This window comes from Pseudomonas sp. 21615526 (genome assembly GCF_013386245.1).
GTDB lineage: Bacteria > Pseudomonadota > Gammaproteobacteria > Pseudomonadales > Pseudomonadaceae > Aquipseudomonas.
This window is the reverse complement of record NZ_JACAOM010000015.1, coordinates 181,959-201,018: the sequence shown is the minus strand read 5'-3', so window position 1 is coordinate 201,018 and position 19,060 is coordinate 181,959. Positions and strand designations below refer to the sequence as shown.

Below are 19,060 nucleotides of genomic sequence, written 5' to 3'. Positions count from 1 at the left end.
ATTGGGTTTGCAAAACGGGTTTAGAAGTCGCCCCAGAGTTGTTGGGCTACGGCCAGCGCCACGACTGGCGCAGTTTCGGTACGCAGCACCCGTGGGCCCAACCGTGCGGCATGAAACCCCGCACCTTGTGCCGTTTCGACTTCGCCATCAGTCAATCCACCCTCCGGCCCGATCAGGAAGGCCAGGCTCCCAGGCTTGGCGTGGCTCACCAGGGGCTCGGCCACCGGGTGCAGCACCAGCTTCAAATCCGCTTCGGCCTGTTTCAACCAATCCGCCAGCAACAGCGGTGGGTGAATCACCGGCACTCGCGAGCGACCGCACTGCTCGCACGCGCTGATCGCCACCTGGCGCCAGTGCTGCAGGCGTTTGTCGGCGCGTTCGTCCTTGAGGCGCACTTCGCAGCGGTCGCTGAAGATCGGGGTGATTTCATTCACCCCAAGCTCGGTGGCTTTCTGGATCGCCCAGTCCATCCGCTCGCCACGGGACAGGCCCTGGCCGAGGTGAATCTGCAACGGCGACTCGACCTGCCCGGCGAAGGTTTCGGTGACTTGCACCACCACGCGTTTTTTGCCGACTTCCAGCAAGCTGGCGCGAAACTCCTGTCCGGAACCGTCGAACAACTGCACGGGGTCGCCTTCGCTCATGCGCAATACGCGGCTGATGTAGTGCGCCTGGGCTTCCGGCAACTCGTGGTCGCCAAGGCTCAGGGGGGCGTCGACAAAAAAGCGGGACAGTCTCATTTCTGTTCTCTGGAAATAGTGTGCAGGGCGGACGCGGAGCGTCCATGGCTGCATTCCCACGCGGAGCGTGGGAACGATCAACTCAATCAGCCCGGATCACGAAACCCCGGGTGGAAATCCTTGGGCACCGCCACGCTGACCTTGCTGTTGGTGGCAATGTCGATCCCTTCGCTGGCCACTTCAGCCAGGAAGTCGATCTGCTCCGGGGTGATCACATACGGTGGCAGGAAGTACACCACGCTGCCCAACGGCCGCAGCAGAGCGCCTCGCTCCAGCGCATGCTCGAACACCTTCAGGCCACGGCGTTCCTGCCACGGGTAGGCGGTCTTGGTGGCCTTGTCCTGCACCATCTCAATGGCCAGCACCATGCCGGTCTGGCGCACTTCCGAGACGTGCGGATGGTCCACCAGGTGCGCGGTGGCGGTGGCCATGCGCTGGGCCAGGGCCTTGTTGTTTTCGATGACGTTGTCTTCTTCGAAGATATCCAGGGTCGCCAGGGCCGCCGCACAGGCCAGCGGGTTGCCGGTGTAGCTGTGGGAGTGCAGGAAGGCGCGCAGGGTCGGGTAGTCGTCGTAGAAGGCGTCGTACACATCGTCGGTTGTGACTACGGCGGCGAGCGGCAGGTAGCCGCCGGTCAGGGCCTTGGACAGGCACAGGAAGTCCGGGCGGATGCCGGCCTGTTCGCAGGCGAACATCGTACCGGTGCGGCCAAAGCCCACGGCGATTTCGTCGTGGATCAGGTGCACGCCATAGCGGTCGCAGGCTTCGCGCAGCAGCTTGAGGTACACCGGGTGGTACATGCGCATGCCGCCGGCGCCCTGGATCAGCGGCTCGACGATCACGGCGGCCACGGTGTCGTGGTTTTCGGCCAGGGTCTGCTCCATGGCCAGGAACATGTTCCGGGAATGTTCTTCCCAGCTCATGCCGTCGGGGCGCAGGTAGCAGTCGGGGCTCGGCACCTTGATGGTGTCCAGCAGCAGGGCTTTATAGGTCTCGGTGAACAGCGGCACATCGCCAACCGACATCGCGGCGATGGTTTCGCCGTGGTAGCTGTTGGTCAGGGTGACAAAGCGCTTTTTGTTCGGCAGGCCGCGGTTGAGCCAATAGTGAAAGCTCATCTTCAGCGCGACTTCGATGCACGACGAGCCGTTGTCGGCGTAGAAGCAGCGGGTCAGGCCTTCGGGGGTCATCTTCACCAGGCGCTCGGACAGCTCGATCACCGGCTGGTGGCTGAAACCGGCGAGGATCACGTGTTCCAGCTGGTCGACCTGGTCCTTGATGCGCTGGTTGATGCGCGGGTTGGCGTGGCCAAACACGTTGACCCACCAGGAACTGACGGCGTCGAGGTAGCGTTTGCCTTCGAAGTCTTCCAGCCAGATGCCTTCACCGCGCTTGATCGGGATCAGCGGCAGTTGCTGGTGGTCTTTCATCTGGGTGCAGGGATGCCACAGCACCGCAAGGTCGCGTTGCATCCACTGGTTATTCAAACCCATGTTCATTCTCCTCGAAGCGGCTCGCGACGTGCGCGGGCGAAACAATCGCGCAAGCCTATGCAATGCAGGCCTGTGTCACAACCCATTGCGAGTCTGAAGCGTAAATTGGTGGTAAACGCAGGACAGTCCGTCACGTTTCTTCTGGATAGTCCTTAATCTCTTGTTAACTTACTCTGCATACGCTCTTGATCGTATTTCTCGATATTTCAAAGCGAAATTTTCCGCTTTAATTCGATAGGTAAATCGATAGTCTTGCCACAGCTCTTACGGGATTTGGGACATGCAACTACGTAATTCACCGGCCCGCTATGGCTGGGTCAGCATCGTTTTGCACTGGGGCGTGGCCCTGGTGGTGTTCGGTCTGTTCGCATTGGGCCTGTGGATGGTCGGTCTCGACTACTACAGTGCCTGGCGCAAAGACGCCCCGGACCTGCACAAGAGCATCGGCATTACGCTGTTCGCCATCATGCTCGTGCGGATCGTCTGGCGCCTGGTCAGCCCGCCGCCGCCACCGCTTGCCAGCTATAGCCGCATGACGCGTCTGGGGGCTGCGTTTGGCCACGCGTTCCTGTATCTCGGGCTGTTTGCCGTGATGATTGCCGGTTACCTGATTTCCACCGCAGACGGTGTCGGGATCCCGGTGTTTGGCTTGTTTGAGATTCCTGCGCTGGTTTCCGGGCTACCGGACCAGGCAGACACTGCAGGTGTGGTGCATTTGTACCTGGCCTGGGTATTGGTGGTGTTCGCCGGCCTGCATGGCGTGGCCGCGCTGAAACACCATTTCATTGATCGTGATGTGACCCTGGTTCGTATGCTGGGGCGCAAAGCCTGATGTTCAACCTCGACTCACAAGGAATAGAAAGCATGTTGAAAAAGACTCTCGCCGCTCTGGCCATCGGTTCTGCCCTGCTGACTGCCGGTCAGGCGATGGCAGCTGACTACGTTGTCGACAAGGAAGGCCAGCACGCCTTCGTTGACTTCAAGATCAGCCACTTGGGCTACAGCTTCATCACCGGTACCTTCAAGGACCTGGACGGCAAGTTCAGCTTCGATGCTGCCAAGCCTGAAGACAGCAAGATTGAGTTCAACGTCCGCACCGCCAGCGTGCTCACCAACCACGCCGAACGTGACAAGCACATCGCCAGCAAAGACTTCCTGGACGTTGGCAAGTTTGCCGATGCCAAGTTCGTCTCCACCAGCGTCAAGACCACTGGCAAGAATGCCGCTGGCCAAGTCACTGCTGACGTGACCGGCGACCTGACCTTTCACGGCGTGACCAAGCCGATCGTCGTCAAGGCGACCTTCCTGGGTGAAGGCAAGGATCCATGGGGCGGCTACCGTGCCGGCTTTGAAGGTACTACCTCCTTCAATCGCCAGGACTTCGGCAAGCAGATGGACCTGGGTCCAGCGTCCAACAACGTTGAGCTGTACGTGACGTTTGAAGGTGTGAAAGCGAAGTAATTTTCGCCGGCCACACAAAAATGCCCCGGATCTCGCGATCCGGGGCATTTTTTATGGCGCTTTGAAAACTCAGCGGTTGCGGGTCAGCAACGCCGGTTTTTCACCACGTGGACGGCCCGGCAGTTGATCCAACTGCTCAGGTGTCAGCGTGCGATCGCTTTTCGACTCTTTGTGGATGATCTTCGGTGCCGGGCCGCCGCGCGGGTTTTGCACCGCTGGCTCCGACAGGCGAGGTTGATCATCACGCGCCGGGCGACGGTTGCGCGACTCTTCGCGACGGGCCTGGCCGTCACGCGGTGCACCGTTGCGCGGGCCGCTGCGCTTGGCAGGCGGGGTGCCGGTGGTGGCGCCGTTGCTGCTGCGCGGACCGTTCTGGCGACCTTGCGGCTGCCCGCCGGTACGCGGAGTACCTGCGCCTGCGCCCTGGGCTGGAGCGCCCGGACGACGACCACGGCCCTGGGCCGGCTTGGCCTGGGGCACGTAGTCAACGCGGTTACCGAAGTTGTCCACGTCGTCGTCCAGGAACTCGTCCGGAGCACGGTCGGCAGCAGCACGTGGCGGCTGGCTCGGCTGGCGCTGTTCGCGGGCCGGGGTGCCTTCACGGGGCTTTTGCTCACGGGCCGGGCGTTCGCCACGGCCATTGGTCGCAGCCTTGTCCTTGCCGCCCTTGTCCTTGCCCTTGTCTTTACGACCGCCACCACCGCCGCCGCCGTTCGGGCCATCGCCCTTCGGACCGCGTGGGTTGTTGCGCGGGTTGCGCACGTCCGGACGTTCGCGCACTTCAGGCTTCTCGGCCTCAACGGCGCTGGAGTCGAAGCCCATCAGGTCGCCGTCGGCGATTTTCTGCTTGGTCATGCGCTCGATGCTTTTCAGCAGCTTTTCTTCGTCCGGTGCGACCAGGGAAATGGCCTCGCCCGAACGACCGGCCCGGCCAGTACGGCCGATACGGTGCACGTAGTCTTCGTCGACGTTTGGCAGCTCGAAGTTGACCACGTGGGGCAGTTGGTCGATGTCCAGGCCGCGAGCGGCGATGTCGGTGGCGACCAGGATGCGCACTTCACCGGCCTTGAAGTCGGCCAGGGCTTTGGTGCGGGCGTTCTGGCTCTTGTTGCCGTGGATCGCGACGGCGGTGAGGCCGTGCTTGTCCAGGTACTCGGCCAGGCGGTTGGCGCCGTGCTTGGTGCGGGTGAACACCAGCACCTGTTCCCACGCGCCGGCGGTGATCAGGTGGGCCAGCAGCGAACGCTTGTGGGCGGCCGGCAGGCGGAATACGCGCTGCTCGATACGCTCGACCGTGGTGTTCGGCGGCGTGACTTCAATGCGCTCGGGGTTGTGCAACAACTTGCCCGCCAACGCGGTGATGTCGTTGGAGAACGTGGCCGAGAACAGCAGGTTCTGGCGTTTGGCCGGCAGGCGCGCGAGGACCTTTTTCACGTCATGGACAAAGCCCATGTCGAGCATGCGGTCGGCTTCGTCCAGCACGAGGATTTCCACGTGGGACAAATCGACGCTGCCTTGGCCGCACAGGTCGAGCAAGCGACCCGGGCATGCAACCAGTACGTCGACACCGCGGGACATGGCCTGAACCTGTGGGTTCATGCCGACGCCGCCGAAGATGCAGGCGCTGACGAACTTCAAGTCGCGGGCATACAGCTTGAAGCTGTCATGCACTTGGGCGGCGAGTTCGCGGGTAGGGGTCAGGACCAGTACGCGCGGTTGGCGCGGGCCATGACGCTGGGATTTGTCCGGGTGACCGTTGGGGAACAACCGCTCCAGGATCGGAAGGGCGAAGCCGCCGGTTTTACCAGTACCTGTCTGAGCCGCAACCATCAGGTCGCGGCCTTGCAACACGGCGGGAATGGCCCGCTGTTGCACCGGAGTAGGCTCGGTATAGCCCGCTGCCTCGATGGCGCGGACTAAAGCCTCGGAGAGACCGAGGGAAGCAAAGGACATGAGTAATCCTGTTTTAGTTAGGGCTTGGCCCAGAGGGATAGTCTTGCCTGGCGTGAATGGCGTTTAGATGAACGCAATCCCGTCCGGTCCTGCTGGGGCTGGCGGGCACTCAGACGGCTCGCGCGGGCTTGAAAGCTGCGCTGTAGCGGGGTCGGGTGCCTTTTGCAAGACCGAAGCGTCCGGGCGTAAGCCTGGCGGAAAGGCCGGAGTATAACAGAGCAATCACTCTGCGCTGCTTTCCTGCTGCTCAACGGTGCGTACGGGCAGGGCTGATGCGCTGGTTTGCGGGCTGCTGCCCGCATATTTGGCGCTCAAGGCCGCGTAGGCAGGCTCTTGCTTGAAGCGTTTGAGTTCGGCGGCGAAGCGTTGCACCAGCAAATCCATGCCGGCACCGCGGCGCACGGCCAGGAACTGTGGCTGGCTGCTGACTACCTGGGGTGCCTGGGTGACCTGGTCCTCAAGTCCAAGGGCCTTGAGTACATGCTGGCCAACCCGACGGTCCGTGATCACCAGGTCGATCCGGCCAAGGGCCAGTTTGCCGAAGTTGGCCTCATGGCTGGCGGCCGGCTCCTGCTTGAAGAGGGTGGACTCGCTGAATTCGGCGCCATAGAGGTAGCCTGGCGAGGTGCCGATGGTCAGGCCGCGCAGGTCGTCGAAGGTCTGGAACGGGTGTGGGCGCTGATTGGCGTAGAACAGCACGAACTCCACCTCGGACAGCGGCTCGCTGGGGTACAGCAGCACCGCGTCGCGTTCATGGCTATGGAAAATATCCAGTGCGCCGTCGGCCTGGCCTTGGTCGAGCATCGCCAGGCAGCGCTTCCAGGGCAGGAATTGCCAATCCACATCGATGCCCAGGCGCTGGAACACGATCACCGTGGTCTCGTAGTCGAGCCCGCGCATGGTGCCGTTGTCGTCGTAGACGTAAGGCGCCCAGGGCTCGGTGACAATGCGCAGTTTCTCGCCATGGGCACCGAGGCTCAGGCAAGCGAAAAGAACAGCAGTCAATAACCGGAAAGTGACAGGCATACCCTGAGATTACGACTGTATCGGGCTAAAGAGAAGCTCTGGCACAGTGATCTGCGGGCGCCCGCCAGGTTTACTTGCCCGGAGATTTGATCAGGTGTTCGTAGATCGCCTCGCGCCGCTCGCCGAGAATCAGCCGCACCACGGGATTGTCAAACCAGTGCTCCAGCAGATGGGCATCCACCGGTCGACCCTGGCGCTCTTCCTGGTTTTGTCGGGCCTTGTCCCACCAAACCGGGCCACACGCCTGGTCGAACTCGTTTTCATGTTCGTAGCAGCCGTAGAGGATTTCCCGGATGAACTGCTGTTGGTGCTTGGGCAGTGCCAGGGTGATCAGCTTGTACATCAAGCGTTGCAGACGAGGCGGGCGGGGCAGGTGGGCGGAAACCTGGCGCGTGTCATCCAGGGCCGTGGCGCTGGTGGGGTTTGCCCCATGCTTGGCGATCCACGCCTTGACCTTGGCCCGGAACAGCTGCTTGCGGCTCCAGTAGTGGTGGATCAGGTCCGGGCATTCGCGCACGTTGAGGGTGCGATAGGCGGCAATGGACAGGCAGAACTCTTCCAGGGTGTAGGCGCCCTGGGCATGGGGAAACAGTTCGTCCATCAACTCGATCGAGCGGTCGAGGATGTGCGCGTCCTGCTGCGTCAGGCCCATGACCCCTGAATTGAGGGTCATCATGTCATCGTCGGCCACGCCCATGTCCAGCAGGCGCTGGTACAGGGCGCTGTACAGAATGCTTTCGTGGTTGTCGCCGTACTTGGTGTAGAAGGCGTTGCACAGCAGGGTGCCCGGTTGCACGCGTTCAAACAGCGCCAGGGGCGAATGATGGAAAAACGTATCGGTGTCGATCAGCAGCGCCACTTCGGATTCTTGCAACACTTGCCGCAGCACTACGTGCTTGGTGCGAAAGTGGTAGCCGTGAGGCTCGCTCCAGCGTTTGCGCGTGGCTTCGTCCAGCGGGCGTACCCGTACCGGCAGCAGGCGGTAGGGCTCGGGGTTGTCGGTGAAGACCTGGATGTCGATGCCTGTGTCCGGCTCGTCCCGCAGGAACGACAGGGCGCTGGCGATGCTGAATACCGCTTCCTGATGGTAAGTCTCTGCGCCGAACACCAGGTAGACCAGTTGCGGGCGGGACGTCGGGGCGGTTGTATTCATGGACTGCAGAATTCCGTGGGCGTTTAGAACGGCAAAGGCCCTCATTATGAGGGCCTTTGCATTTCGGAACAGACCTTAGCGTGGCAGCTTCAGGTTGTTCCAGACAGCGAGGCTTGGCTCAGCCTGGTTCAGGGTATAGAAGTGCAACCCTGGCGCGCCACCTTGCAACAATTGTTCACACATTTCGCTGATGACCTGTTCGCCGAACGCCTGGATGCTCTTGACGTCGTCGCCGTAGGCTTCCAGTTGTTTACGAATCCAGCGTGGGATTTCCGCGCCGCAGGCGTCAGAGAAGCGCGCCAGTTTGCTGTAGTTGGTGATCGGCATGATGCCCGGCACGATCGGGATGTTCACGCCCATCGCTTGTACACGCTCAACGAAGTAGAAGTAGCTCTCTGCGTTGAAGAAGTACTGGGTGATCGCGCTGTTGGCGCCGGCGTTGGCCTTGCGCACGAAATTCTGCAGATCGTCTTCGAAATTGCGCGCCTGGGGGTGCATCTCCGGATAAGCGGCCACTTCGATGTGGAAGTGATCGCCGGTTTCTTCGCGAATGAAGCTCACCAGGTCATTGGCGTAGCGCAGCTCGCCGCTGGCCATGCCCATGCCGGACGGCAGGTCACCGCGCAGGGCGACGATGCGCTTGATGCCGGCTTGCTTGTATTGGGTCAGCAGGCTGCGCAGGTCGGCCTTGCTGTCGCCCACGCAGGACAAATGCGGAGCTGCAGGTACTTTGACTTGGCTTTCCAGCTGCAGCACGGTGTTGATCGTGCGATCGCGGGTGGAGCCACCGGCACCGTAGGTGCAGGAGAAGAAATCGGGGTGGTAGCTGGCCAACTGCTTGGCAGTTGCCATCAGTTTTTCATGCCCAGCATCGGTCTTGGTCGGGAAGAACTCGAAGCTGTAGCGACGGTCTTGGGACATGGTCATACCTATGGAAACTCATAAAGCCAGAAGGTGCACACCGTCAATGTGGGAGCGGGCTTGCTCGCGAAGGCGGTATGTCAGTAGTAGATAAGTCGACTGACACACACCGCCTTCGCGAGCAAGCCCGCTCCCACAAAAGCCTGCCCCCACATGGGGAGCAGGCAGCAGGCAAATCAGTAGCGGTAAGCGTGCGGCTTGAACGGGCCTTCGACCGTCACGCCGATGTAGTCGGCCTGGGTCTTGGTCAGTTGAGTCACTACGCCGCCGAAGCCGCGGACCATTTCCAGGGCCACTTCTTCGTCGAGTTTCTTCGGCAGTACTTCCACGGTCAGGCGCTCGGCTTTCTGGGCGGGCGACAGGTCGGCGTATTTCTGGCCGAACAGGAAGATCTGCGCCAGTACCTGGTTGGCGAACGAGCCATCCATGATGCGGCTTGGGTGGCCAGTGGCGTTGCCCAGGTTGACCAGACGGCCTTCGGCCAGCAGGATCAGGTAGTCATCGTTCTGCGGGTCGAAATCGCCAGCACCGGTACGGTGAACCTTGTGTACCTGTGGCTTCACTTCTTCCCATGCCCAGTTCTTGCGCATGAAAGCGGTGTCGATTTCGTTGTCGAAGTGACCGATGTTGCACACCACGGCGCGCTTTTTCAGGGCCTTGAGCATGTTCGAGTCACACACGTTCACGTTGCCGGTGGTGGTCACGATCAGGTCGATCTTACCCAACAGGGCCTTGTCGATGCTGGCTTCGGTGCCGTCGTTCTGGCCGTTGATGAACGGCGAAACCACTTCGAAACCGTCCATGCAGGCTTGCATGGCGCAGATCGGGTCGACTTCGGAGACTTTAACGATCATGCCTTCCTGACGCAGGGACTGGGACGAACCCTTGCCCACGTCACCGTAGCCGATCACCAGCGCTTGCTTGCCGGACAACAGGTGGTCGGTGCCGCGCTTGATCGCATCGTTCAGGCTGTGACGGCAGCCGTACTTGTTGTCGTTCTTGCTCTTGGTCACCGAGTCGTTGACGTTGATGGCCGGGATTTTCAGCTCGCCCTTGGCCAGCATGTCCAGCAGGCGGTGTACGCCGGTGGTGGTTTCTTCGGTCACGCCGTGGACGCGGTCGAGGATCTGCGGGTATTTCTTGTGCAGCAGCTCGGTCAGGTCGCCGCCGTCGTCGAGGATCATGTTGGCATCCCATGGCTTGCCATCCTTGAGGATGGTTTGCTCCAGGCACCACTCGTACTCTTCTTCGGTTTCGCCTTTCCAGGCGAACACGGCGATACCGGCAGCAGCGATAGCGGCAGCGGCCTGGTCTTGAGTCGAGAAAATGTTGCAGGACGACCAGCGTACTTCGGCACCCAGGGCAACCAGGGTTTCGATCAGCACGGCAGTCTGAATGGTCATGTGGATGCAGCCGAGAATCTTCGCGCCCTTGAGCGGCTGCTCAGCGGCGTACTTGCGACGCAGGCCCATCAGGGCTGGCATTTCGGATTCGGCGATAAAGGTTTCGCGACGGCCCCAGGCAGCGAGGGACATGTCGGCGACTTTGTAGTCGGTAAAACCTGCAGGCGTGATTACAGCGCTCATGAAGAGCCTCCATTCGTAGTGTGCGAATGGGCGCCGTTGTGCGTTTAGTATCCAGCTGGCTAACCAGGCCGGACAACGCCCCATCCGAGCCTGACAGGTCGAGCCTGCTGCAGCGCCCCTCGGACAGGTGGCGGGAGAACGGTATCAATCGAAGATGACCGTTTTGAAGCGGAGGCGATTATAGCCGCCTGCGCCTGACTTCTAAAGCCTTTCTGTCGGCGGCATGAAGATCGCTCATGGGGTTGATAGGCAATGGCTCATAGAGCTTGGGCCCGGCCTCTGCCATGATGTTGCCCATCATTTCGCAACACGCTTTGGAGTGAACATGAACTTCCACACCCGCAAATGGGTAAAACCCGAAGACCTCAACCCCAACGGCACCCTGTTCGGTGGCAGCCTGCTGCGCTGGATCGACGAAGAAGCGGCCATCTACGCGATTGTCCAGTTGGGCAACCAGCGGGTGGTGACCAAGTACATCTCCGAAATCAACTTCGTCAGCGCCTCGCGCCAGGGCGACATCATCGAACTGGGCATCACCGCCACCGAGTTCGGTCGCACCTCCATCACCCTGACCTGTGAAGTGCGCAACAAGATCACGCGCAAGAGCATTCTGACGGTGGAAAAAATGGTCTTCGTGAACCTGGGTGAAGACGGTCTGCCGGCGCCCCATGGCCGCACCGAGATCAAGTACGTGAAGGATCAGTTCCAGTCGGAAGGCCTCGGCGAGTAATCCTGCGCAGGGCCAGTGAACGCTCTTGATCAACCATAGGTCGTACCTGAACATCGCCCCCCCGTTCAGGTATCACCATGGCTACGCAAGAAGACGGCAAGACCCCCAATCTGTCGCAGGAAGAGCAGCACGACGTCGACAAGAACCAGCCGCCTCGCGCGGCGGTTCTGCATGAAATCATCCGCACTCAAGGCGATCAGGAACTGGAGCGCAACGTCGCCGCGTTGTGGTGGTCGGCGCTGGCCGCCGGCCTGACCATGGGCCTGTCACTGATGGGCATGGGCTTGCTCAACTCGCGCCTGCCGGATGGCGAAGAGTTCAAGGTGATCGCCAGTTTTGGTTACTGCGCCGGCTTTCTTGCCGTGATCCTAGCCCGTCAGCAGTTATTCACCGAAAACACCCTGACCGCGGTGTTGCCGGTGATGAGCAAACCCACGCTGAAGAATTTCGCACGCCTGCTGCGTTTATGGGCCGTGGTGCTGGTGGGCAACCTGTGCGGCACCTTGCTGGTGGCGTACGTGATGCTGCACTTGCCGATCTTTGACACCAAGACCGACCTGGCCTTCCTGGAAATCGGGCGCAAGGTCATGGAAAACGACGCCTACCAGATGTTCGCCAAGGGCATCGTCTCGGGCTGGATGATCGCCACCATGGTCTGGATGATCCCATCCATGGAAAGCGCCAAAATCTGGATCATCATCCTGATCACCTACCTGATGGCACTGGGAGACTTCACTCACATCGTGGTGGGCTCGGCGGAAGTGTCGTACCTGGTATTCGCCGGCGAGCTGCCGTGGAAAGACTTCTGGCTGGTGTTCGCCGGGCCGACGCTGGCGGGCAATATCATCGGCGGCAGCTTTATCTTTGCGCTGATCAGCCATGCGCAGATTCGCAGCGAAAGCAGCCTGCCGGGCAAAGCCGCTGCGGACCCGAGGCATCCGCAGCAGATCAACAAGGGTCAGTGAGTCTCCGGCGCCGCAGCAGGCGCCGGCTCATCCATGGTCACATGCTTGACCAGCTTGCCGATGCTCAAGCCCTGCAACAGGATCGAAGACAGCACCACGATGTAGGTGATGCTCAGCAGTAAGTCACGCTCCGGGCCCAGTGGCAGGGCCAGGGCCAGTGCCACGGAAACCCCGCCGCGCAAGCCGCCCCAGGTGAGGATGCGGATAGTGCCGCGGGGCACCGTGCGCCAGCGGCGCAGCAGCAGGATCGCCGGGGCCACCGTCAGCAGGCGTGACAACAGGATTGCCACCGCCAGCAAACTGGCGGCCAACACGTGCAGCCAGTTGAACGGCAACAGCAACAGTTCCATGCCGATCAGCGCAAACAGCAGGGCGTTGAGCATGTCATCGAGCAGTTCCCAGAAACCGTCCAGGTAGCGCCGGGTCATGTCGTTCATCGCCAGCTTGCGGCCGAGGTTGCCGATGATCAGGCCCGCCACCACCATCGCAATGGGTGCCGAGACGTGCAGTTCAGTGGCCATCGCCGAGCCGCCGATCACCAGGGCCAGGGTCAGCATCACTTCGATCTGATACTGCTCGATGCTCTTGATCATCAGGTACACGATGTAGCCGATCAGCCCGCCAAACACCACGCCGCCAATCGCCTCATGGGCAAACAGCATGGCCGTGGCGCCGACCGTAGGCGTCTCGCCCAGTTGCGCGATGCCCAGCAACACGGTGAACACCACCACCGCGGTGCCGTCGTTGAACAGCGATTCGCCGACGATGGTGGTCTTCAGTGGTTTCGACGCATTGGCTGTCCGCAGCACACCGAGCACGGCAATCGGGTCGGTGGGGGAAATCAGCGCGCCGAACAGCAGGCAGTACAGGAAACTCACGTGCCAGCCGAACAGGGCGAAGATGTAGAAGGCCAGGCTGCCGATCACCACCGTTGCAATCAGTACGCCGAAGGTGGCGAGCAGGCCGATGGGCCAGCGGTAACTGCGCAGGTCGCCCAGGTTGACGTGCAAGGCGCCGGCGAACAGCAGGAACGAGAGCATCCAGTTCATCAGCAGGTCGCCGAAGTCGATCTGGCCGATCAACTGCTGGATGCGCTCCTCAAGGCCGGGGTAGCCGATGAAGCTCAAGCCTTGCAGCAGCAGGGAAAACATCAGCGCCGTCACCATCACACCAATGGTGGGCGGCAGGCCGATGAAGCGGTAGTTCACGTAAGTGAGCAGGGTGGTGAGGCAAATAAACGCAGCGACAAGTTCAAGCATCCGGGGTCCTTGGATGGAGGAGTGAGTAGAGATCATATGTGGGAGCTGTCGAGCCCCAGCGAGGCTGCGATGGCATCACCTGGGTGAGGCTGCAAGACCGCAGCGCCTGTATCGCAGCCTCGCTAAAGCTCGACAGCTCCCACACAGAACACATTTATCAGTTGGCTACGTTGACCGCAGCCGGGCGGCGACGTTGCAGGTCGATGAACAAAAGTGCCGCCGCCGCCATCCCGCCGACCCAGGCACCGAGCGGCAGGCGAGGATCTCCTGTCGGTAATCGCGGCGCTCTGATCAGGCATACGCAGGCCGACGCCCGGATCGGCGAAGATCGGGCAGCAGCAAAAATTTATTGGTCCAGGTCTTTGCGCAACTGAGTGCGGCGTGGTCGGCTTTAGTATAAACAGGTGCTGAAATATGGCGAATCAATTCCGCTTTTTATGACTGGGGAGTCACCGTGATTGCAACAGCTCTGGTACTGGTAGCGGCGTTGTTGCATGCGACGTGGAACACCTTGATCAAATTCAGCGGCGAGCGCCTGTTGGTCATCGCGTGCATGGACACGGTGGCGTTGCTGTTTGTGGTGCTGGCGGTGGGGTTTGTATCGGTTCCGCCACTGGAAATCTGGCCGTGGATCATCGCCTCGGCGTTGTTTGAATTGCTCTACCGCTACCTGCTGATCCAGGCCTATCGCGTGGGTGACCTGGGCTTGGTGTACCCATTGATGCGCGGCTTGTCGCCTTTGGTGGTGCTGGCGCTGACGCTGGTGTTTGCCGGTGAGGTGCTCAGTACCCAGCAGATTCTCGGCATTCTGCTGATCCCGTTCGGCATGCTGTGCCTGTTGTGGCAGGGCGGCGGTGGCGACCGGTTGCCCTGGTCGATGCTGCCGGTGGTGGCGTTGATCGGCTTGTGTATCGGTTGCTACACCTTCCTCGATGGCCAGGCATTGCGCCGTTGGTCACACCCGCTGGACTACCTGGTGTGGCTGACGCTGATAAGCGCATGGCCGTTTCCGTTGCTGGCGGTGCTGCGCAAGCGGGTGGCGTTCGGGCTGTTCTGGCGCACGCAGTGGAGGCTGGGGCTGAGTGTCGGGTTGTGCGTGTTGTTGAGCTACGCTCTGGTGCTTTGGGCCATGCAGTTGGGCTCGATTGCCGAAGCCGCTGCGCTGCGGGAAGTCAGCGTGATCCTGGTGGTGCTGTTCGGCATGCGTTACCTGAAAGAACCTTTCGGCCGCCCACGGCTCATAGCCTGTGGGTTGGTGCTGATCGGCATGTTCGTGATGAAACTCTAACCGTCGGATAAAACTAAAAAAGGAATGGGTTATGACAGTCGCTTTCTGGTGTGTGTTGATCGCAATTTTTCTGCCGTACCTGTGCACGGGCGTGGCCAAGTTCAGCGGCGGCAAGTTCGGGCCCCGGCAGAACCATGACCCGCGGGCGTTCCTCGACACCCTCGAGGGGTTTGCCAAGCGCGCCCACAGTGCGCAACTCAACAGCTTCGAAGTGACCCCGGCCTTTGCGGCCGCGGTGATCATTGCCCATCTGGCTGGCGTTGCGTCGCTGGTGACGATCAACGTCCTGGCGGTGCTGTTCATCACCAGCCGGTTGCTCTACATCATCTGCTACCTGGCGGACTGGGCGATGCTGCGGTCGGTGGTGTGGGCGGTAGGGATGGCGTTGATTGCGAGCTTTTTCTTCGTCTCGATCTGAAGCCTGACACTGTTCTAGTGTGGGAGCGGGCTTGCTCGCGAATGCGGTGGATCAGTCGATACATCCGGTGACTGACACACCGTATTCGCGAGCAAGCCCGCTCCCACACAAGCCCGCTCTCACATAGACCTTGGTGTTCTTCAGGTGCCTGTCGGCACATCCGGCACTTTTGGCAACGCTGCGCCTTTGGGCCACAGCATCCAGATCTGGCCCTGCTGCTTCATGTTGCCCGCCAACTCGCCGGCGGCATCACCGGTTCCCCAGAACAGGTCGGCCCGCACTTCGCCGGTAATTGCACCACCGGTATCCTGCGCGGCCACCGGGCGGGCAATCGGCGCGCCATCCGGTCGGGTAGTCGACAGCCATAACAGGCTGCCCAGCGGAATCACCTTGCGATCCACCGCAACGCTATACCCCGCAGTCAGCGGCACGTTCAGCGAGCCACGCGGGCCTTCGTTGCTGTCGGGGCGGGCACTGAAGAACACGTAGCTGGGGTTGCTTGCCAGCAATTCAGGAATACGCTGCGGATGCGCCTTGGCCCAGGCCGCGATGGCGCCCATGGTCACGTCTTCTTTTTTCAGCTCGCCCTGCTCCACCAGCCAGCGGCCGATGGGGCGGTACGGGTAACCGTTCTGGTCACCGTAACCCACCCGCAATTGGCGGCCGTCGGCCAGTTGGATACGACCGGAACCCTGGATCTGCAGGAATTGCAGGTCCATCGGGTTGGTCAGCCAGGCGATGGGCTTGGCGGTGGAGCCTTGGTGGTTGATGGTGCTGGCGTCGTCATAGGGTTTGAGTACCCGGCCTTCCAGGCGACCGCGCAGGCGCTTGCCCTTGAGCTCCGGGTAGATGCTTTCCAGGTTGACGATGATCAGGTCATCCGGCACGCCGAACACCGGTACATGGGCGGTGGCGGTTTCGGTGAGGCTGCCGGGGTAAACCGGTTCGTAGTAGCCTGTGATCAGGCCGTTGGGGCTGTTGTCTGCCGAGCGCAAGCCGTAGACATCGAGGTTGGCCTTGAGGAAGTCACGAATCGCCACTGCCGTCGACGGCACAGTGGCCGATGCCGCGCACGTCGTGCCCCACACCGGGTCAGCCTTGAGTCGTTGACAGGCACTGCGCCAGGATTCAAAGCCGGCTTGCAGGTCGCTGTCCGACACGGCCGGCAGGTTTTCCCAGGTGGCGCCGACGTAGGTAGCAATGGCGTGGGGCTTGGCTTTTTCGTCCTTGCCGGTGTCGCAACCGGCCAGCAGCGCGATCATTGGCAGGGCCCACACGAGGCGGCGCCAAGGCTTAAAACGGGTATTCATACACAAAATTCCTGAAGCGATTGCTCGTATCGGCTGGCGTTCGAGCAACCCTTATTATTAATAGGGGTATTGGTCTTTGCGGGCGGGGCGAGGATACTGGCCGCCGTTTCCCGTAACCTTGAGCCATCATGACTTTTAAAAGACTGACCGTTGTATTGCTGGCCTGCCTGACACTGTCCGCCTGCGGCGGGGTTGATCCGAATTCGCCCCTTGGCCAGCGCAAGGCCATTTTCAAGCAGATGCTCAAGACCGGCGAAGACCTGGGCGGCATGCTGCGTGGGCGCATTCCATTCGACGGCGGCAAATTTGCCGAAGGCGCGGTCAAGCTTGATGCGTTGTCCCACGAACCGTGGAAACATTTCCCGAGCGTGCGTGAAGAAGACCACACCAGCGCCAAGGACGACGTGTGGCAGCAGCAGGCACGTTTCCAGGAAATGGCTCGAAACCTTGAAACGGCCACCGGTGAATTGGTGATCGCCAGCCAGGTCCAGCCCTACAAGGCCAGCAACCTCGGGCCGGCGGTGCAGAAAGTCGAAGATGCCTGCACCGCGTGCCATAAACAGTTCCGCGATCACTGAGGCCGTCTTACTTGTCCAGTTCGTCCAGGGCTTCCTGCAAGTCCTTGCGTGACTGGGCCAGCTTGTCCTTGCGCTTGTTGATCTTGTCGGAGTCACCCTTCTTCATGGCCTTGTCGAGGTCAGCCTGACGGCGGCTGACTTCGTGCTTGGCGTCGAGCACCTTGTTTTCCCGCTCCTTTTTCAAGGAGGCATCGGTGCAGTTGACGGTGAGTTCACTCAAGGCTTTTTCCAGGCCGGCTTGTTGCTCACTGTTGCCGTGGGCCTTGGCTTGTTCGATCTGGGTGCTGATGGACTCGCGCTTGGCGGCGCAGCCTGTGAGTGGCGCAGCTTCCTCGGCTGCCAGCAATGGCGCGGACATAAGGGTAGCGACGGTCAACAGGGCAAAAGGTGCAAGAAATTTCATAAAGGCTCCAAGGCAAACAAGGTCGCAATCAGGTGGGCAGGATGAATTCTGCCGGCACCGGTTAATGCCGTCGGGCAGAGGTCAAAAACCATCTATCCCGGCAGCCCGTAATGTTTCACTCAAGGCCAGCACCTGCGGGTCGCGAAAAAAGGCGCTCAGTTGCGCCGCGCGACCCGGGCCTATGCCGTCTTCGGCCAGCCAGGCTTGAGTGTCTCTGGCGGCCAGGGTTTGCCAGCCGCCTTGTAGATTGTTGCGGGCCGTGGGCGGTACTCCCAGGGCCATCAGCCATTGCGCGAACGGTCGCTGCCGGGCGCTGCGCAAGCTGTCGAGTAAACGCGCACTGCTGCGTTCGCCGAAGCCATCAATGTTAGCAAGCTCTGCCTCATCCAGGGTTAACCAATCGAGCAGGCCGTCGATCAGGCCGGCCTGGATCAAGGTGTTCCAGGTTTCGCGGCCGATGTGTGGCAGGGCCAGGCCCTGGGCGCCGCTCAGCCAGGTCAGGCGCGCGAGCAGCTGTTCTTCGCAACCCGGGGCCAGTTGCCAGCAACTCAAGGGGTGGAAGTCCCTGGCCTGCGGGACCTGCAACTCGGCCCGTGGCTGGCTGCGCAGGATGACGCGGTCAAGGCGTGGGATGACGTGCCCGGCGAGGCTGATGGAGACCTGGTCGCCAGTACGGATATCCAGTTCCCGCCAGCGTTTCAGCGAACCGACACTGACCCGGCTGATCTTCCGGTCATCGAGCAGTACCGGTTCCAACTCCAGGATGGAGGTGATGCGCCCGGTGCGGCCAATCTTGAAGTGCACCTTGCGCACATGGGCCAGCGCCTTGGCCACCGGGTACTTCCAGGCAACCGCCCAGTAGGGCGCGCTGACCCGCCAGCGCTCGGCCGGGGCCCGCTGGCCTTGATGCAATACCACGCCGTCGCTGGCGAAGGGCAGCGGGTGGCTGTACCAATAGCTGCGCCAGTGCGCCGCTTCGGTCATGTCCTTGATCGGGTGGCTGTAGCGCCCGCTGTCGGTGAAGCCCCACTGCGCCAGCTGGCTCAGCCGCTCGGAAAAGTCATCGGGGCCCTGGGGCCAGGCCCAGACAAACAGACCGATATTGGCGGCCTCGGCGTCGCTCAACTGCCGGCGATTCATCAGCCCGGCCACTTTGCCGCGGGCGCCGAGGCCACCTTTGGCAGCTTGCACATGGTCATTCAGTCGCCAATAGAGTTCGCCCTGCAACAGCAGGTCAACGGGCTCGGGCAGTTGCTGCACGATCCCCGGAATCCGGCGGGCGGAGGCTGACCAATCCTGGCCCAGCCGGCCATCGCCGCGACTGATGACCCGGCTCAACCGGCCCTTGCGGTAAACCAGCGTGACGGCGACGCCATCGACCTTGGGCTGGATCCACACGTCCTGGCGAGTCCCCAGCCAGGTTTGCACGGCGTTATCGTCCAGCAGTTTTTCCAGGCCGGTGTGGGGCGTCGGGTGGGCGGTCGTGCCCCGCGAGCTGCCCAGCGGGTCGTCCGTGACTGGGGCGGAGGGAGTGAAACACCTGCGCCATTGGGCAAGGCGCTGGCTGGCCTGGTCATACAGCTCATCGCTGATCAATGACTGGCCGAGCCGGTGGTAGCTGTCATCCCACAAGCGGATTTGTTGCGCCAGGGTGCTGATCTGGGCCCGGGCGTGATCGGCCTCCCAGTCGGGGCACTCCTGCGACCACGCAGTGAGCGGCGAGAAGCTGAGTAAAAGGAAAAACAGCCAGCGCATAAGTGACGTCATCATGAGCAT

At 61.4% G+C, this 19,060-nt stretch carries 18 protein-coding genes and 1 riboswitch; of the genes, 7 read left to right on the top strand and 11 right to left on the bottom strand.

What is annotated here, in order from left to right:
• Positions 1-20: 20 nt before the first annotated feature.
• Positions 21-740: a 16S rRNA (uracil(1498)-N(3))-methyltransferase gene (locus HX786_RS07070; protein ID WP_087693231.1), complete on the bottom strand. Its 720-nt coding sequence runs from the start codon at positions 738-740 to the stop codon at positions 21-23.
• Between the two features lie 86 nt (positions 741-826).
• The gene (locus tag HX786_RS07065; RefSeq protein WP_003216840.1) at positions 827-2,233 is read right to left on the bottom strand and encodes an adenosylmethionine--8-amino-7-oxononanoate transaminase; all 1,407 of its coding nucleotides are present in this window, start codon (positions 2,231-2,233) and stop codon (positions 827-829) included.
• 280 nt (positions 2,234-2,513) lie between these two features.
• Here HX786_RS07065 and HX786_RS07060 point away from each other — a divergent pair, with 280 nt between their 5' ends.
• Complete coding sequence (locus HX786_RS07060; RefSeq protein ID WP_003216842.1) at positions 2,514-3,065, top strand: cytochrome b; 552 nt, start codon at positions 2,514-2,516, stop codon at positions 3,063-3,065.
• A gap of 32 nt (positions 3,066-3,097) precedes the next feature.
• On the top strand, positions 3,098-3,694 hold the full coding sequence (locus tag HX786_RS07055; RefSeq protein WP_178911873.1) for a YceI family protein: 597 nt from the start codon (positions 3,098-3,100) through the stop codon (positions 3,692-3,694).
• 69 nt (positions 3,695-3,763) lie between these two features.
• Here HX786_RS07055 and HX786_RS07050 read toward each other — a convergent pair whose 3' ends face one another.
• The 5 genes from HX786_RS07050 to ahcY form a co-directional block, all read right to left on the bottom strand.
• Entirely contained in the window at positions 3,764-5,647 is a 1,884-nt protein-coding gene (locus tag HX786_RS07050; RefSeq protein ID WP_003216846.1) for a DEAD/DEAH box helicase, read from the bottom strand.
• Positions 5,648-5,869: 222 nt separating this feature from the next.
• Complete coding sequence (locus tag HX786_RS07045) at positions 5,870-6,673, bottom strand: ABC transporter substrate-binding protein (protein ID WP_023659310.1); 804 nt, start codon at positions 6,671-6,673, stop codon at positions 5,870-5,872.
• Between the two features lie 70 nt (positions 6,674-6,743).
• The gene (locus HX786_RS07040; protein ID WP_177035285.1) at positions 6,744-7,826 is read right to left on the bottom strand and encodes a hypothetical protein; all 1,083 of its coding nucleotides are present in this window, start codon (positions 7,824-7,826) and stop codon (positions 6,744-6,746) included.
• 75 nt (positions 7,827-7,901) lie between these two features.
• The gene (gene metF, locus HX786_RS07035) at positions 7,902-8,747 is read right to left on the bottom strand and encodes a methylenetetrahydrofolate reductase [NAD(P)H] (protein ID WP_008434100.1); all 846 of its coding nucleotides are present in this window, start codon (positions 8,745-8,747) and stop codon (positions 7,902-7,904) included.
• Between the two features lie 176 nt (positions 8,748-8,923).
• The gene (gene ahcY / locus HX786_RS07030; protein WP_003216850.1) at positions 8,924-10,333 is read right to left on the bottom strand and encodes an adenosylhomocysteinase; all 1,410 of its coding nucleotides are present in this window, start codon (positions 10,331-10,333) and stop codon (positions 8,924-8,926) included.
• 21 nt (positions 10,334-10,354) lie between these two features.
• Positions 10,355-10,460, bottom strand: a riboswitch (S-adenosyl-L-homocysteine riboswitch).
• 198 nt (positions 10,461-10,658) lie between these two features.
• Between ahcY and HX786_RS07025 the strand changes: the two genes are divergently transcribed.
• A complete protein-coding gene (locus HX786_RS07025; RefSeq protein ID WP_003216852.1) occupies positions 10,659-11,063 on the top strand; it encodes an acyl-CoA thioesterase in 405 nt (134 codons plus the stop codon).
• A gap of 77 nt (positions 11,064-11,140) precedes the next feature.
• Positions 11,141-12,028, top strand: coding sequence for a formate/nitrite transporter family protein (locus HX786_RS07020; RefSeq protein ID WP_008434095.1), 888 nt, complete (start codon positions 11,141-11,143; stop codon positions 12,026-12,028).
• On the opposite strand, the gene HX786_RS07015 is transcribed toward HX786_RS07020, so the two are convergent.
• Positions 12,022-13,287, bottom strand: a complete 1,266-nt coding sequence (locus HX786_RS07015) for a sodium:proton antiporter (RefSeq protein WP_178911872.1) — start codon at positions 13,285-13,287, stop codon at positions 12,022-12,024. The two genes, HX786_RS07020 and HX786_RS07015, sit on opposite strands and share 7 nt — an antisense overlap.
• 454 nt (positions 13,288-13,741) lie before the next feature.
• Here HX786_RS07015 and HX786_RS07010 point away from each other — a divergent pair, with 454 nt between their 5' ends.
• Together HX786_RS07010 and HX786_RS07005 are read left to right on the top strand one after the other, a co-directional pair.
• Positions 13,742-14,575 carry an EamA family transporter gene (locus HX786_RS07010; RefSeq protein ID WP_178911871.1) on the top strand — a complete coding sequence of 278 codons (834 nt, stop codon included), beginning with the start codon at positions 13,742-13,744 and terminating at the stop codon, positions 14,573-14,575.
• Positions 14,576-14,606: 31 nt separating this feature from the next.
• Complete coding sequence (locus tag HX786_RS07005; RefSeq protein WP_003216858.1) at positions 14,607-14,993, top strand: MAPEG family protein; 387 nt, start codon at positions 14,607-14,609, stop codon at positions 14,991-14,993.
• Between the two features lie 140 nt (positions 14,994-15,133).
• Here HX786_RS07005 and HX786_RS07000 read toward each other — a convergent pair whose 3' ends face one another.
• A complete protein-coding gene (locus HX786_RS07000) occupies positions 15,134-16,303 on the bottom strand; it encodes a murein transglycosylase A (RefSeq protein ID WP_177035283.1) in 1,170 nt (389 codons plus the stop codon).
• Between the two features lie 128 nt (positions 16,304-16,431).
• Between HX786_RS07000 and HX786_RS06995 the strand changes: the two genes are divergently transcribed.
• Positions 16,432-16,881, top strand: a complete 450-nt coding sequence (locus tag HX786_RS06995; protein ID WP_008434083.1) for a cytochrome c — start codon at positions 16,432-16,434, stop codon at positions 16,879-16,881.
• Between the two features lie 7 nt (positions 16,882-16,888).
• Here the strand turns inward: HX786_RS06995 and HX786_RS06990 are convergent, their stop codons facing one another.
• Both HX786_RS06990 and ligB read right to left on the bottom strand, forming a co-directional pair.
• A complete protein-coding gene (locus HX786_RS06990; RefSeq protein WP_177035282.1) occupies positions 16,889-17,284 on the bottom strand; it encodes a DUF1090 domain-containing protein in 396 nt (131 codons plus the stop codon).
• 81 nt (positions 17,285-17,365) lie between these two features.
• Complete coding sequence (ligB, locus tag HX786_RS06985) at positions 17,366-19,051, bottom strand: NAD-dependent DNA ligase LigB (RefSeq protein ID WP_256344254.1); 1,686 nt, start codon at positions 19,049-19,051, stop codon at positions 17,366-17,368.
• Between the last annotated feature and the right edge of the window lie 9 nt (positions 19,052-19,060).